The sequence below is a fragment of the Arthrobacter sp. CJ23 genome (genome assembly GCF_024741795.1).
Taxonomy (GTDB): domain Bacteria; phylum Actinomycetota; class Actinomycetes; order Actinomycetales; family Micrococcaceae; genus Arthrobacter.
In genome coordinates, this window is sequence record NZ_CP102950.1 from 721,524 (window position 1) to 736,577 (window position 15,054).

Sequence of the window (15,054 nt, forward strand, 5' to 3'; positions counted from 1 at the left end):
GTGCCGCCTCGGATGTGGCGCATCCTCAGGCCGCCGGCTGGCAGTGCGGGCAGAAATAGATGTTCCGTTCCTCGCTGCCGTCCTCCGCACCCAGGACGCCTCGCCGGATGGGCGTCCGGCAACGCAGGCACGGCTGGTGTTCACGTCCGTAGACCCAGTGCGACGGCCGCCGGGGCACCGCAGGCAGTGTGACCCCGACGCCCACCGTCTGCCGTACCCCGCGGCCCAGGTTGGCCTCAAGCAGCCGCTTCGCGTTGGCCAGCACGGCGTGCAGGTCCTTGACTGAGGAGACTGGGCTGGCCGGATGCACCCCCGCCAGGAAGCACAGCTCGCAGCGGTAGACGTTGCCGATCCCGGCCAGGTTTCGCTGCTCCAGCAGGGCGAGCCCGAGGGGGACCTCCGGCGCCGCGAGCAGACGGCGCATGGCCTCGGCAGGGTCCCAGTCCGGGCCCAGCAGGTCCGGCCCGAGGTGCCCCACTGCTTTGTGTTCTTCGGCTGTGGGCAGGACTTCGAGGATGCCCAGGGAGAAGCCGACGACGTCGGACGTGCCGGTGCGGAGCACGCACCTGGCCGTGTGGCCGGGTCTCTTCCAGCGCCCGCCGGGAGGGTAGATCTGCCAGGATCCTTCCATCTTCAGGTGGGAGTGGATGGTCAGGGCGCGGCGCCTGCCGGCAGCTTCCTGTCCGCCGGCACGTTCCTGCGGGCCGGGCTCCTGTGAGGCGTGCTCCCCGGCGGGCCCGAGCAGCCGCATGAGCAGGTGCTTGCCGCGCGGCACCACCTCGGCCACGGTCCAGCCGGCGAGGTCCAGCGTGGCAAAGCGCGGTACACGGAAATCCGAGGCCGTCAGGACTTTGCCGGCCAGGGCAGCGTGAAGTTGGGCCGCGGCACGCCACACGGTGTCGCCTTCAGGCACGGATCCTCAGCCCCTTGGGCGTGGAGTAGGCGCCTGCGTGCACCAGAGCCGCGGCGACGGGGGTGTCCAGGAGGTCGTGGCCGTTGACCTTTTCCATGATCAGTTTGTCCACGGCCCCGCGGTGCACCACGCCCACCAGGACCGCAGCGGCGGCCGACAACACGGCGTCGTCGTGGCTGAAAGCGAGCAGCGTCTTGCCGCCGCGTTCCACGTAGAGCACCAGCGCGCCGTCCACCATCACCACCAGCGCCCCTGCCTTGCGGCCGGGCCGGTGGCCGGAGCCGGCGTCGACGGACATCCCGGGCCAGGGCAGGGCAGCGCCGTAGGGGTTGGCGGGGTCCGTGGCGGCAAGGGCCAGCGCCCGCGGTTCGCCCTTGGCGAGCTGGGAGTCCTCGCTGAAGGAACGCAGCCGGTCCACGGTGGCAGGGACCGCGAACTGGGCGGCGCCGAGGTGCTCGATGAAGTAGCCGCGGCGGCAGCGGCCGGCTTCCTCCAGCCTGGCCAGGACCTTGTACATGAGCCCGAAACCGCCCAGGATGTTCTCCGCCACGACCGATCCCCGGGTGACCACGCCGTACCTGTCCAGCAGGAGTTCGGCGGTGCCGCGGGCATGGATGGTGGGGTCGAGTTCCGGCGACGGCAGGGCCGACCAGCGCCCGACCGCCAGCGGCGGTGTAGGTGCCGTGCCGGTGACGGAGCCGTAGCGTCCTCCGGTGAGCCCGGGGGAGCCGCCCAGTCCGGATCCCATGAGGCCGGTGCCGTGCGAGCGCCCCAGCCGACTCATCCGCAGCGACCGTGCCCGCGGCGGCCTGGCGACCTGCTTGTGCGCCGTGCGGCCGCCGGCGATCATGGCCCGGACCGGGGCGAAGGTATCGCCCGTGATGCGGCCCGCCCAGACCAGGTCCCAGAGCGCGGCCACCACGGCGTCGTCGCCCAGGACAGCGTCCATGCCTCCGGCCACCTCCGTCAGCTGGCGGAAGAAGTAGGCGCCGCCCGGCTGCAGGTGCTCAAGGAGCCGGCGCTGGGCATCCCCGGGCTCGTAGTCGGGCGCGGGATTGAGGGTGAGTTCGGCGGATTCGGCCACGTGCAGGCTGAGCCAGCCGTCGTTTCCGGGCAGCGAGCCGGCACCGGACCAGAGCAGCTCCCCGGCCGCCATGAGTTCGTCCAGCATGGCCGGCTGGTAGTCGGCCACCCGGCTGGCAAGGATCAGGGGCTCCCATGCCGACGCGGGAACGGGCACGCCGGAGAGCTGGTCCACGGCGGTCATGATGCCGTCCAGCCCGCGCAGGGCCGCGCCGTTCCGAGGCCCGCCCGGGATGGAAACGTTCTGCCAGGCAGGCAGGAACCGCCCGTAGGCGGAGGTGTCCACGGGCTCCACCTCGGCCCGCAACGCGGCAAGGGAACGGCGGCGGAGCCGGCGCAGGACCTCGGCGTCGCACCATTCACTGGCGGGCGGGGCGGCATTCGACGGAGGGGCCGCGTTGGCGGGGGCCGCGTTTTCAGGCGCAGCCGCCGCTTCCTCGGCCGCCGCCTCCTCGGTCCCCGCCCCGCCCGGGGCATGGACGGCGGAGCCGGGTGCGGCCACCGGATGTGGGCGGAACTCGCCTTCCACCACGCGGCCGTCGGCGGCGAGCCGCTTGAGCGCGGTGCCGACGACGGCGACACCCAGTCCCAGCCGGGCCGCGGCTTCGGCGGCGGTGAACGGCCCGTGGGTGCGGGCGTAGCGGGAGACAAGGTCCCCGAGAGGATCGTGCACCGGCTCGATGAAGGCCAGCGGAACACCCATGGGCAGAGGCACACCGATGGCGTCACGCAGGCGCGCGGCGTCCTCGACGGCCGCGTAGCGGTCCACCCCGCCAAGGGCCACGCGGAGCGCGCGGGTGGCCTTGTGCAGGGCCGCGAGATGCGCGCCCGCCTCAGCAATGTTGTCAGCAGTTCCCGCCGTCGCAGCACCGCCACCGGCAGGCTCGAGCCGCGCCGCCACCTCCTCCACGCTGAGCGGTCCCAGCAGCCGCAGCAGATCGGCCACGCCTTCCAAGCCACGGACGCGGCGGTCCGGGGCCAGGCGCTGCAGTTCGAGTTCAGTGGCTTCGATGACCTTGGCGTCCAGGAGTTCGCGCAGCTCCACCCGGCCCAGGAGCTCGTTGAGCAGTGTGGAATCCAGGGCGAGCGCGGCGGCGCGCCGTTCGGCCAGCGGGGAATCGCCCTCATACAGGTACTGGGCCACGTAGCCGAACAGCAGGGATTTCGCGAAGGGCGAGGGCTGCTGCGTGGTGGTCTCCACGATCCGCAGTTCCCGGCGCTCCACCGAGGCGGCAATGTCTTTCAGAGCCGGCAGATCGTAGACATCCTGCAGGCATTCGCGCACGGTTTCGAGCACGATGGGGAACGAGGGGTACTTCCGGGCGACATCCAGCAACTGCGCGGAGCGCTGCCGCTGCTGCCAAAGGGGCTGGCGCTTGCCGGGGTTCTGCCGCGGCAGCAGCAGGGCCCGCGCCGCGCATTCACGGAAGCGCGAGGCGAACAGGGCGCTGCCGCCCACCTCCGCCGTCACGATCTGCTCGAGTTCCTCGGGATCGAAGAGGAACAGCTCGGCCCCCGGCGGCTCGTCCTCCATCATGGGCACGCGGAGCACGATGCCGTCGTCGGCGGCCATGGCGGAGCCATCCAGCCCGTAGCGCTGCTGGAGCCGCTGCCCGACGGCGAGCGCCCACGGTGCGTGCACCGGCAGCCCGAAGGGGCTGTGCAGGACCACGCGCCAGTCGCCCAGTTCGTCGTGGAAGCGCTCGACGACGAGGGTGCGGTCGCTGGGGACCACCTCCGTGGCCTGCTTCTGCTCGGTGAGATACTGCAGCAGGTTCCCGGCGGCGAAGGCATCCAGCCCGCTGGCCTCGCAGCGTTCCAGGGCCGGCGCGGGATCCGAGGCGGAGAGCTCGCGGATGAAGGCTCCGAGGGCGCGGCCCAGGTCCACGGGCCGTCCCAGGGAGTCGCCCTTCCAGAAGGGGAGCTTGCCAGGTTGCCCGAAGGCGGGGGAGACCAGGACGCGGTCGTGGGTGATGTCTTCGATCTTCCAGCTGGTGGCGCCGAGCGCGAAGATGTCGCCCACACGGGACTCGTAGACCATCTCCTCATCGAGCTCGCCCACCCGCCGCCCACCCTTCGCCGCGCGCGCCGCGGCGCTCGGAGCGCCGTCGCCGGCACCCGGGGAATCAGCGCCTTCAGTCTCCGTGCCGATGATGTAGACGCCGAACAGCCCGCGGTCAGGGATGGTGCCGCCGGAGGTCACGGCCAGCCGCTGCGCTCCCGGACGGCCCTCGATGGTGCCCGCATGGCGGTCCCAGACGATGCGCGGCCGGAGTTCGGCGAACTCGTCCGAGGGGTACCGCCCGGCCAGCAGGTCCAGGGTGGCCTCGAACGCGGACCTGGGCAGCGTGGCGAAGGGCGCGGAGCGGCGCACGGTGCTGAACCAGTCCTCGACGTCGATGCTGCCCAGCGCCGTGGCTGCAACGGTCTGCTGGGCCAGGATGTCCAGCGGATTCGCGGGGATGCTGAACCGTTCGATCTGGCCGCTGAGCATCCGCTCCACCGTGACAGCGGTGTGCAGGAGATCGGCACGGTGCTTGGGGAACAGCACCCCTTCGGAGATCTCGCCCACCTGGTGGCCGGCCCGGCCCACGCGCTGCAGGCCGCTGGCCACCGACGGCGGGGATTCCACCTGGACCACCAGGTCCACGGCGCCCATGTCGATGCCGAGTTCCAAGGAGGACGTGGCTACGACGCAGCGGAGGCGCCCTGATTTCAGGTCGTCCTCGATCAGGGCGCGCTGGTCCTTGGACACCGAGCCGTGGTGGGCACGGGCCAGGACGGGATCCGCCCCGCTGGTGCTGCCTGCCTGTGCCATCATGTGCGCCGGGGTGGCGGTGGATGCCGGCACCCCGGCCCGCACTCCCGCAGCGATAACCGCAGCCGGCCCCGCGTCGGGCGCGCCGACGGCCATCAACTGACGCTCGGCATGGATCTCGTTCAGGCGCGCGGTGAGGCGTTCGGCCAGCCGGCGGGAGTTGGCGAACACGATGGTGGATTGCTTGGACAGGACAAGGTCGACGATCTTCTCCTCCACATGCGGCCAGATGGACGCCTGCGGCTGGAGCCCGGAGGCCGGCCCGGAGTCGAACGCTCCGGCGGCGCCCTGGAGATCGGACATGTCCTCCACGGGGACCGTGACGGTGAGGTTCCAGTTCTTTTTCGATGGTGGCGCCACGATTTCCACGGGCGCCTGCCCGGCGAGGAACTGGGCCACGAGCTCGCGCGGTTCCACCGTGGCCGAGAGGCCGATCCGCTGGGCGGGCTTGGGCAGCAGGGCATCCAGCCGTTCCAGGGACACGGCGAGGTGTGCCCCGCGCTTGGTCCCGGCCACCGCGTGGATCTCGTCCACGATCACGGTGTCCACCTCGCTGAGCGTCTCCCGGCCCTTGGACGTAAGCATGAGGAACAAGGACTCGGGGGTGGTGATGAGGATGTCCGGCGGGTGGCTGAGCAGCGCGCGCCGGTCCGCCGTCGTCGTATCCCCGGAACGCACGCCCACCGTCACGAGAGGTGCCGGGAGCCCCAGCCTCTTGGCGGTCTGGGTGATGCCGATGAGCGGCGAGCGGAGGTTGCGCTCGACGTCCACGCCCAGGGCCTTCAGCGGCGAGATATACAGGACGCGGGTCTTGCCCTTGGGGCGCTTGGCCCGCCCGGAAACAGGCCCGGACACGGCCTCCAGCCCAGGCAACGTGTCCGAGGGCGAGGAGTGCAGCCGGTCGAGCGCCCAGAGGAACGCGGCGAGGGTCTTGCCGGAGCCCGTGGGCGCGACCACCAGGGCATGCGAACCGGAGGAGATCGCGTTCCAGGCGCCGTCCTGGGCGGGCGTGGGCGCTGCGAAGGCGCCCAGGAACCACTCCCTGGTGGCCCGGCTGAAGCGGTCCAGCGTGCCCTGCGGTCCGGCCGCGCCGGCTAGCTCCTGCATTCCTCCATCATGCCGCACAGCACCGACAGAATAGCGGCCCCGCCCGCCAGCACAACGGGCTGCCGGCACAACCGCCCGCCAGCACAACGGGCCGCCGGGACAACGGGCCCGGCGGCCGGCTCGCTAGGAAGCCTGGAACGCCGTGACGCTCAGCAGCTTGATGACCGCGTTGCTGCAGGCCCGCTGTGGCTGGGCGATGAACAGGGAAGCGGTGTCGTTGGGCGGGTAGATGCGGTAGCCCGCGGCCTCGGCGGCGGTGCAGTCCGGGTAGTTGCCGGCCTGTGTGTAGCGCAGCACCGCGGTGCCGGTCTGGCCGGGGGCCAGCTGCACCTTGACGACGGGCTGCGTTTCGTCGCGTTCGGCGGGGGCACCGATCGGTGCGCCCGTGGCGTCGGCGGTCAGGGAGACGCCGGCAAAGCCTTCCAGGACGCAGGGCGTGGTCCCGGTGTTGGTGAGGAGGAGCTTCATGTAGACGCTGCCGGCTGCCCCGCCGCCGCTGGAATCCAGGGAACCCTTCAGCGAGGCGGCCTTGCAGAGGCCCTCCGTGGCGGGGCTTCCCGTGGAGGTGGGGCTGGGGGAGGCCGACGCCGACGGCGAAGCGGACGCCGATCCTGAGGCCGACGAAGAGGTAGGGCTGGTCGAACTCTGGGGCTGCGCCGGCCCGCAGGCGGTCGCCAGCAAGACGCACGCCGCCGTAGTCGTGAGCAAAAGACCGGTCTTGAATCGTTGGGTCCACATGTGCACCAGCCTTGCCACGGCGGCGGGGCGAGTCAACCGCGCCACGGCCGGGACACGGAAATGGCGCCCGGATCGTGATGATCCGGACGCCACCTCAGGGATTGTTACTTGGCTGCGGTGCCCGCCGAACCGCCTGCGTTGCCGGCGCCGCCGGCCTTGGCCGAGCGGCTGCGGAAGAAGGCCGCGCCGCCCAGGCCCAGGCCCGCGACGCCGGCGATGAGGCCGGCCCAGCTGCGCGCCTGCGAACCGTCGTCGCTCACCGACGCGGCCTGCTCCGTGGGCACGGTCTCGGCCGCCGCGTGGGCGCCGTGGCCGTCAGCCGCTGCGGCGGCCGTGACGGTGACCGAGGGCGCCGGGGACTTCAGCGAGTGTGCGTCTTGGCCCTCCGTGGGGATCTCGGCCCAGTCAGTCTGGCCCTGCTCGCAGTTCTGCAGCGTGGGGAAGTACAGGGTCTTCCCGGCGGCGTCGGGCAGCTTCACGGACAGGACCAGGGCGTCGCGCAGGTGCGGGTCCAAGGGTGCCTTGGCCGTGTAGACGATCTGGCTGGTGCGCTTGGTGATGGACGTGCCATCCGCCAGTTTCCTCGGCTCGGCCAGGGTTTGGGTGACCTTCTCTACCGTCCAGTTGGCGTTGACCGTGGGGGTGGCGTCGTTCAGCTCTTCGGGCAGCGTGATGGTCATCTTGGTCGTCCCGAAGGTGTCGCAGCCGTGGGGGACGCCGAACGTGAGCAGGGCGTAGGAGTTGGCCTCGGTCTTGTTCGGATCGATGCCCACGTGCGCGGACGCGGCGGAGAGGCCGGCCAGCATCAGGGCGGCGGTGCCGCCGGCGACTGCGGTGGCGGAGAGGGCGCGGCGGAGCGAGGTCTTGTTCAAGGTGTTGCCTTTCGGTGGGCGCGCGAAGGGGCGCCAGAGTACGGGAGGTGCCCGTCACCGATATAGGGAGGTGCCGGGCGGAATCAGGGAAGTACGACGACGGCGGGCGGGCCGCGGCGGTTGTCTTGCCTGAGGTTCCGCCAGGGGCGGGGGGTGAACAGCGCAGTTGCGCCTGACGCCACCGGCGAGCTGCCGGCGTCGGGCCTGAACACGAGCCGGAGCACGCGCAGGAGCGGCCGGAGCCACGCGGCCAGCTGCCAGAGGGCCTGCTCGCCCTTGGCCAGGACCAGGGCGGAGGCGGCGCTGGCCAGGACGTGGCCGGTGAGCATGAGCCAGCCCAGCGGGGCGTCGAGCTCATGCAGGTGGGCCGCGCCGGCGTCGATTCCCGGCACCGGAGATCCGGTTCCGAGGTGGTGGCCGGACTGCCCGGGGGCCGTGATGCCGAGCGGGCTGAAGACGGTGAAGGCCTCGTGGAGCGCCAGCTGCCCGGCACCCAGGAGGGCGCCCAGGACGGGGAACCCGAGCTTGAAGCGCGTGGCCGTGGTGGTGACCAGACCGGTCAGGGCGAGGAGCGCGAGCAGCACCGGGGCCGCCGGAAGCTGGCCGCCAGCCAGGACGTGAGCTCCTGCGGCGAGCGCCACGATCGTGGCTGACAAAGCCGCGGACCGCAGGGCGTGGAAGGGCGTCCGGGCATGCGGTGCGCGCACGGGTCCTCCCTCGCTGGCCGGTGAATCGCTGTCAACTAACGCTCTTGAACGTGGCGGACCTCCCGGTGGCGGGCGGTCAACCCGGCAATTCTACCGGTGGTTCGTCGCCGGACCGGCGTCGGATGGGTCAGTGTGATGCGGGCTTGGGCGCACGCATCTGAATGACGTTCGACGGCGGTGCTGCCGCCGTCGCGAACTCCTCCGGCTCGAAGTCCCCGTCCACTTCCATGAGGACCAGCGCGATGGCAGGCGGCACGCCGCCGATCACCACGGGAGGCACTGTGTAGTGGGTTCCGGCGGCGACCAGGCCGAGCTCGGCAAGGTTTGCCAGTTTGGTCCGGGCCCGCATGGCCGCGAAGCCCCTGACGATGTCTCCGCCGGCGCCTGTGTCTGCAAGGCTGGCCAGTTCGGCGACTTCCATGGGCTCGGCGGAGCCGCCTTGCACCAGGACCATGGCGAGCATGCTGTCCAGTTCCGGTCCGGTGGACCACGGGCCGCCCGGCGTCGTGAGGGCATCGACCAGGAACGCCGTCAGGAAGATCTGCCGGATCCGGTTCCTGGCCGCGGTGTCCTTGCTGTTCCAGGTGCCGGCTTCCTCGCCAGGCACTGCCCGGGTGGCTCCGAGGGACAGGATGCCCGACTGGAACAGGGCTATCCAGATTTCGCGCAGCACGGGAACATCGTGCATGGACCCGACTTCCAGGACGGCGCTGAGGTGCGCCTCGTCGCCTTCCCACGCTTCAAAAGGACGCTTGGCGTTTTTCTTGCCCTTGGCCTCGATGCTGACGGCGGCTGCCGCGGCCTCGATGTCCTTGAGTCGGAGCGCTCCCGTGCTAGTGACCTCCTTGCCCGCCCCGACCCAGTCGAGCAGGCGGGTGGTCCGCTGGATCAGCGGGAGCTCGGAGAACGCGTGGTCCTGCTCCGCGTCGCTCAGTTCCGGAACCTGGATGTCCGGGAGGTCCGGGAGATCATCGTCCGCTTCTCCCGAGAGGAACCCGTGGACTTCGTCGTAGTCCTCCCGGCTTCCGGTCCAGCGGCCGGACTCCATCAGGAAGTCAACGTAGAGGTGAAGCTCGTCGTAGAACCCGTCCAGGGCTTCGTCCGATTCGTCCGGGTGGACGTTGTCCGCGAGGGCCAGCGCGGCCTCTTCCAAGCCGTCCAGCGTGAACTGCGTGGCGGAGCTTTCACCGTGGAGGGCATGGCCTGCCGAGATGATGAGCTTGACGAGTTGGAGGCAGTGAAGTGCGTCCGGGGCTTCTCCGAAGCCTTCGAACCAGCGGACAAACTCAGGAGTGAGGGAATCCACCACGCGCTGATTCATCACGAGCTGCAGCGGCATCTTCGGAACTGAGGGGACGCTGCTGAGGTGGCCACCCGGTTTGCGCTTCGGCTTCTGGCTCTTCTTAGACATTCCTACGCCTTCCGGGGATCCATGGTTCGTGCAGCCGGTTGTCCCGTGCCGCCCGGGTCACTTCCAAGTGGCACAGCTGTCGCTCCGAGATTACCGGAGATAGTGTTTCCGTTTCGGGGCCAGTCGGAACCCGAACACCGCTTTGCCGGTTCGGGCCGGAATCCATGCGCCACAGCGGCCCGAATCGCCCAATCGATAGGGGTATCGCCGGCCCGGCGTCGGATGGGTCAGTGTGAGGCGTGCTTGGGCGCGGGTGCGGGAGCGTGCGCGGGAGCAGGAGCCGCAGCTGCCGCAACCGGCTCCGGTGCCGGCCCGCGGACCTTGAGGAGTCCCAGCAGGAGCAGCGCCGCGCCGCCGGCGGTCCACAGCCCCAGCACGAGCCACTGCGGTGCGGTGTCGGCGCGCGGGAAGTAGCTGAGGCTGCGCAGCAGGGTGGAGGAAGCCCCCGGCACAAAGTCCTGCCCGATGGCACCCCACGGCCCGGGCAGGAATTCCTTCGGGGCGGCGGCGCTGGAGATGGGGTTGGCGATAAACATGGTGACGACGGCGCCGAGCGCGATCCCCGGCGGGCCCAGCAGTTCGGCACACCCGGCAACCAGGGAAGCCGTGGCCGCGAGGGCCAGGGCGATGGCTGCCGCGTTGACCAGGGCGTTGTTCTGGAGGAAGCCGAACCAGCCTTCCAGGATCCAGACGAGCAGGGCGCCTGCCGTCACCGAGTAGACGGCGATGGCGGTGAGTTTCCGCCACGGCCCCCGCACCAGCAACGTGGTCACAATGCCTCCCAGGATGCCGCCCAAAACCATGGGGAACGCGGCCGCCGTGATGCCGGTGCCGCGGGTGTCCGACGCTGCCAGCGGGGCCACCTCGGACGTGGTCACCTGCGGGAGCGGCTTGCCTTGGAGCGCCGGGATGCCCTGCAGGACCTGCGCCTGCATCTGCTGGTTCAGGACCGCGGTGAGCTGGCCCGTGAGCTGGGCGGACACGGGGCTGGACGCGCTCGCGCTGATGACCTCAGGGGCCTGCCCTGCCGCCGGATTGCCCAGCACCACCGCGGCGGCGGCCTGGCGGGTTTCCAAGAGCTCGACGGCGGCTGCCCGGTCGGCCACGGCCGTCACCGTGAAGACGCCGGACCTTTCCTTGAGCTGCTCGCTGAACTGCTCCACCTGCTGGCTGGGGCCGGCCACGGCGAGCGGGAAGTCCTTGATGCTGGAGCTCGCGGTGGGCCACAGGAAGGCCAGGACCACGATCGCCACGGCCACGGCGGCTCCGAGCCCGGCCACGACTGCGCGGATCCACGGGGCGGCAGGGCTTGGCTTGGCGGGGCCCGCCGAGCCGGGGTTTTCGGCTGGGTTGTGTGCTGGCTGGGACATGACGAACCTCCATCACAATGAACGGTTAATGCACATGCTCCGCCTCGGCGGGAGGGATTTTCAAGATGCCGGATCAACCGGCGCGGTCCGGGATTCCTGGGCCCGGCCAAACCGGCGCGCGGCCCGGCTTCCGGCCAGGGCGCTGGCGGCGATGGTGATCAGTGCACCCAGGACCAGGGCCGCCGCTTCGCCGGGTTCCAGCAGCTTCATCTGGCTTCCGATGGTGGCCGCCGCCACGGGAATGCCCAGCTGCGAGGCCGAGAGGACGGCCAGCGGCAGAGGCTGTCCAAGCAGGCGGATGGCGGCATGGACCAGCAACGTGCCCGCGCCCAGGCACAGCCCCAGGAGAATCATCGGCGGATTGCTGCCGAGGTCATGCACGTCCAGGGACGCCCCGAGCCAGACGAAGAACACCGGCCCCAGGAACCCGTCGCTCACCGCGAAGAGCTGGTGGGCCAGGCGGCGGGGTTCGCCCACGGCCGCCACCACCAGGCCGAAGGAGAACCCGGCCAGCATGATGGAGACGCGCCCGAAGACGGCCAGCCCGGCCAGGGCAAACAGCAGCGCCAACTGGATCCGGAGTTCCATGGCGAACTTCCGGTCCTCGGAGACCTCGTGCAGGCGGCCCCGCATCCCGCTGCGTTCCAGAGCCCGCAGGACGAAGAACAGCAGTACGGAGCACGAGCCCACGGCGAGCGCCCCAAGTGCCGTGCGCCCGGCGTTGGGCGGATCGACCGCCAAGGGGAGTGCCACAATGCAGGCGATGTCCGCGATCGCCACTTGCGCCGTCGTCGTGAGGACCTTCGGGCCGCCCAAGCGCAAGGAGTCGACGATCGGCAGCACCAGCGCCGCGGAAGACGAGGCCAGGAGCACCACATACAGGGGTGCATGGGCGGTGCCGAACGCCGCCGCGATGCCGATCCCCACGGCGGCTGCCAGCCCGGCGGCAACACCGGCCCGGGCCGCGCCGCTGCCCAGTGCGGCCCGGATCTCCTCGTCGCGCACGGGAACATGGGTGCCGGCCACGAACATGACCAGGGCAAATCCGACGTCGGCCATCAGCGTGAAGGTGGGGTCGCCGGGATCCACCAGCCCGAAGCCCGTCCGTCCGATCACGATGCCCGCCAGGAGCTGGCCGAGCACCACCGGCAGGTGCCAGGTGCGGGGCAGCGCGAGCAGGGGACCCAGCAGCGCGACGGCGGCGATCAGCGACAGCTGGAAGAACGACATCATCCTCCCTTGTGCCGGCGGCGGTGGCTTAGCGGCTCTTTTGCCCGCTGCGGCGGGCGAGCCGGGCCAGCTGGGCGAAGGTGGGGCCCGGCGGCTTGGGGACCCTTCCCGGATCCGTTCCGGCCCGACGTCGGCGGAGCTCAAGTGCCAGGCTCTCCTGGCCGCGGGCCATGGCCCAGCGGTGGTTGGCGGAGAACGCCGGTTTCAGGAGCCAGCTGAGGCGCCGGAGCAGGGGCTTGGCGACACCGACGTTCCAGTCGTACCGGATGACCACCTCCGGGCCGTCCTTTTCGAAGGTCCAGCGGCCGGTCCCGTTGAGGTCCCCGGCGGCGGTGATGGCGAAGCCGTGGGTGGTGATGGGTTCGGCTACTGTGAGTTTCCAGCGGAGCGTGTAGGGCAGCCAGCCTTTGGTGAAGAGGTCCAGCACTTTTCCTGTGCCATCGGGGTTTCCCGGGGTGAGGGTGGTGACGTTGAGGTAGACCGCAGGCCACCAACGGCCCAGCGAAGCGGCGTCGCCCAGGACGTCCCTGACCTCCTCCAGGGTGCCTGCCACGCGCCAGACCGTGACGAATTCGTAGTCGGTGCTGCTCCTCGACGTTCCGCCCACAGCTGCCTCCGCGGCCCATTGGATAGTGGCTTCACAGTACTCACGGTGCTGCGGGAGCTCAAGAGGCGCCGGCGCCTCCAGCCGGCGTCGGCTGGTAGTTTGGGTGCTACCCGACCCCCAGGAGTCCACCCGATGGCGCGCCCGCTCACCCCCCTGATCTCCATCGACGCCGTGGTGACCGCCGCCCTGGAACTCATCGACGAGTCCGGCGATTTCAGCCTCCCCAAACTGGCGAAGCGCATTGGCGTCAGCCAGTCCTCCATCTACAACCATGTGTCCGGCCGGGAAGAGATCCTGGAGCTGGTCCGCGGGCGGCTCCTTGAGGAGAGCCCGCTGGTGGTGGACGCCGACGCCGGCTGGGCGGACGTGCTCCGCGCCGCGATCCGCGCGTACCGGGGGAGTTTTGCGCGGCATCCGCGGACGGCTCCGCTGATGGTGATGCAGACGGTCCGGGACCCCCAGGCCATCGCGCTCTATGAGCGGATCGCCGGCGCGCTGGAGGCGGCCGGCTTCGAAGGGGCGGACGTCGCCTCGGCGATTGCCATGATCGACAGCTTCGCCCTCGGCTCCGCCCTGGACCTGGCCGCTCCCGGCAATGTCTGGGAGGCCGCAAGCGGCTCGTCCCCCGCACTTGGCCGGGCGGTTGAAAGCGCCGCCGGGCTCCGGAACAGGGCCGATGACGCCTTTGAGTTCGGGCTGGAGATCCTCATCGACGGCCTGCGGCTCCGGCGGGACCAGGCAGCCCGCTCCTAGAAAAACCCTCCAGGCTCTTGCGTGGAACGGGAATGCGTTTCATACTAAACGAAAGCCTTTCGTTTAGTGATTCGGCTCTCACCCCAACTTCATCCCTGCCGCAATGACGCGGCGTTCCGCAACAGACGTGGAGACCTCCTGTGAGCAAGACTTCCCTTTCCCTTGATTCCGGGGGCCGTGTGCCCCTGACCTTCAGCCGAGGAATCTCGACCTTCGGCATCGGCGTGGTCGGATTCATGGCCGCCAACCTCGTGCCCCTCATGATCATTGCCCTGATGGACGGGCACGGCCTCAGCCCCACCGCGGCCGGCACCATCATGACCGCCTGCCTCCTGAGCTCGGCGGCCAGTTGCCTGCTCACCTCGCGCTGGACGGCCCTCAGTGGCAGATATGTGGTGGCCCGGGCCGGGCTGCTCCTTGCCGCGGCGGGCTTTGGCGCAGCCGCGCTCATCCCGTCCACGCCCGTGGCCATCGTCGGCATCATCCTCGGCGGCCTGGGTGGCGGCGGCGCCGTCTCCGCCGGTGGCGCGGCGCTCGCAGCGCTGCGCAACCCCAACCGTGTTTCCGGCATCAGTGGCCTGGCCAACCGTGCCGTCGTCACCGTGGTCCTGGCGCTCATTCCCTTGTTCGGCACCGGCATGCTCAGCGCCTTCGGCTTCCTTGCCTGCCTCTCGCTGGCCGCCTTCTTCAGCGCCGGGTGGCTGCCCGTGGCCGAGGCAACGCCGGCCCGCGACGTTCCGTACGCCCCGGAGACTGACGGAAGGCCCGACGTCGGGCGCCCGCCTGCCGCCTCGCGGCGCCTGACGCTCGCCGGCTTCACCCTGCTGGCGTGTTTCGCGCTGTGGGCGCTGGGCGAGGACTCGCTCTGGGCCGTGGCCGGCTCGATGGGCACCGCCCAGGCCGGTGTGGGGGAGCAGGAACTCGGACTGGTCCTGAGCGCCTCCACCGCGGGCGGGCTCGTTGCCGGTGCCGCCATGGCCTATGTGGGCAACCGCCTGGGCCGGACCGTGCCGCTGGCCGCCCTCCTGGTGCTTGGCGGCGTCCTCAAGCTCGCGGCCGGCTTCGCCACCGACCCCACCTGGTACATGGTGTCCGTCATCGCCTGGAACACCGTCTACGCGATTGCCTTCATGTACGTGGTGGCGGTGGCGTCGGCGCTGGATGCCTCCGGGCGCTGGTCGGCGCCGCTGCTGGGCGTGTACCTCATCGGCTCGGCGTTCTCCCCGCTGTTCGGCACGCTCATCGCGGAGACCCTCGGCTACGTTCCGCTCGCCGTCATCCTGGCAGGCTTCAGCTTCGTCCTGCTGGTGCCGTTCACGGTGATCGCCCGGCTGTCCACCCGCGTGGAGCGGGAGGCCTCGGCTTCCGGGAGCCAGCCTGAATTCAACCACGCCGCCATCGCCTGACCCCTCCGTTGGCCAAGACCCAACCGCCTGAACCAGAAG

Annotated in this window: 11 protein-coding genes; 2 read left to right on the forward strand and 9 right to left on the reverse strand. The window is 70.6% G+C overall.

Annotation, left to right across the window (positions count from 1 at the left end):
- Nucleotides 1-25 precede the first annotated feature (25 nt).
- The 9 genes from NVV90_RS03270 to NVV90_RS03310 form a co-directional block, all read right to left on the reverse strand.
- Entirely contained in the window at nucleotides 26-913 is an 888-nt protein-coding gene (locus tag NVV90_RS03270; RefSeq protein WP_258439765.1) for a DNA-formamidopyrimidine glycosylase family protein, read from the reverse strand.
- A complete protein-coding gene (locus tag NVV90_RS03275; protein WP_258439767.1) occupies nucleotides 906-5,921 on the reverse strand; it encodes an ATP-dependent helicase in 5,016 nt (1,671 codons plus the stop codon). Before NVV90_RS03275 ends, NVV90_RS03270 begins: the two co-directional genes overlap by 8 nt.
- Before the next feature lie 123 nt (nucleotides 5,922-6,044).
- A complete protein-coding gene (locus NVV90_RS03280; protein ID WP_258439768.1) occupies nucleotides 6,045-6,659 on the reverse strand; it encodes a DUF4232 domain-containing protein in 615 nt (204 codons plus the stop codon).
- Between the two features lie 104 nt (nucleotides 6,660-6,763).
- Entirely contained in the window at nucleotides 6,764-7,531 is a 768-nt protein-coding gene (locus tag NVV90_RS03285) for a YcnI family protein (protein WP_258439769.1), read from the reverse strand.
- Between the two features lie 83 nt (nucleotides 7,532-7,614).
- On the reverse strand, nucleotides 7,615-8,238 hold the full coding sequence (locus NVV90_RS03290; protein WP_258439770.1) for a hypothetical protein: 624 nt from the start codon (nucleotides 8,236-8,238) through the stop codon (nucleotides 7,615-7,617).
- Nucleotides 8,239-8,365: 127 nt separating this feature from the next.
- On the reverse strand, nucleotides 8,366-9,649 hold the full coding sequence (locus tag NVV90_RS03295; RefSeq protein ID WP_258439771.1) for a hypothetical protein: 1,284 nt from the start codon (nucleotides 9,647-9,649) through the stop codon (nucleotides 8,366-8,368).
- Nucleotides 9,650-9,876: 227 nt separating this feature from the next.
- On the reverse strand, nucleotides 9,877-11,019 hold the full coding sequence (locus tag NVV90_RS03300; protein ID WP_258439772.1) for a hypothetical protein: 1,143 nt from the start codon (nucleotides 11,017-11,019) through the stop codon (nucleotides 9,877-9,879).
- A gap of 60 nt (nucleotides 11,020-11,079) precedes the next feature.
- Nucleotides 11,080-12,249: a cation:proton antiporter gene (locus NVV90_RS03305; RefSeq protein ID WP_258441058.1), complete on the reverse strand. Its 1,170-nt coding sequence runs from the start codon at nucleotides 12,247-12,249 to the stop codon at nucleotides 11,080-11,082.
- A gap of 28 nt (nucleotides 12,250-12,277) precedes the next feature.
- Nucleotides 12,278-12,856: an SRPBCC family protein gene (locus NVV90_RS03310; protein WP_258439773.1), complete on the reverse strand. Its 579-nt coding sequence runs from the start codon at nucleotides 12,854-12,856 to the stop codon at nucleotides 12,278-12,280.
- A 132-nt stretch (nucleotides 12,857-12,988) separates the two neighbouring features.
- Here NVV90_RS03310 and NVV90_RS03315 point away from each other — a divergent pair, with 132 nt between their 5' ends.
- Together NVV90_RS03315 and NVV90_RS03320 are read left to right on the forward strand one after the other, a co-directional pair.
- Nucleotides 12,989-13,609, forward strand: coding sequence for a TetR/AcrR family transcriptional regulator (locus NVV90_RS03315; RefSeq protein ID WP_258439774.1), 621 nt, complete (start codon nucleotides 12,989-12,991; stop codon nucleotides 13,607-13,609).
- A gap of 140 nt (nucleotides 13,610-13,749) precedes the next feature.
- Nucleotides 13,750-15,015 (forward strand): MFS transporter, encoded by a 1,266-nt coding sequence (locus NVV90_RS03320; protein WP_258439775.1) that lies wholly within the window; start codon nucleotides 13,750-13,752, stop codon nucleotides 15,013-15,015.
- Nucleotides 15,016-15,054: the final 39 nt, after the last annotated feature.

What these genes read in the sequence shown, in the direction of transcription:
- NVV90_RS03275 (WP_258439767.1), bottom strand. Translation starts at nt 5,921, where the DNA reads ATGCAGGAGCTAGCCGGCGCGGCCGGACCGCAGGGCACGCTGGACCGC.
- NVV90_RS03280 (WP_258439768.1), bottom strand. Translation starts at nt 6,659, where the DNA reads ATGTGGACCCAACGATTCAAGACCGGTCTTTTGCTCACGACTACGGCG.
- NVV90_RS03295 (WP_258439771.1), bottom strand. Translation starts at nt 9,649, where the DNA reads ATGTCTAAGAAGAGCCAGAAGCCGAAGCGCAAACCGGGTGGCCACCTC.
- NVV90_RS03300 (WP_258439772.1), bottom strand. Translation starts at nt 11,019, where the DNA reads ATGTCCCAGCCAGCACACAACCCAGCCGAAAACCCCGGCTCGGCGGGC.
- NVV90_RS03305 (WP_258441058.1), bottom strand. Translation starts at nt 12,249, where the DNA reads ATGTCGTTCTTCCAGCTGTCGCTGATCGCCGCCGTCGCGCTGCTGGGT.
- NVV90_RS03315 (WP_258439774.1), top strand. Translation starts at nt 12,989, where the DNA reads ATGGCGCGCCCGCTCACCCCCCTGATCTCCATCGACGCCGTGGTGACC.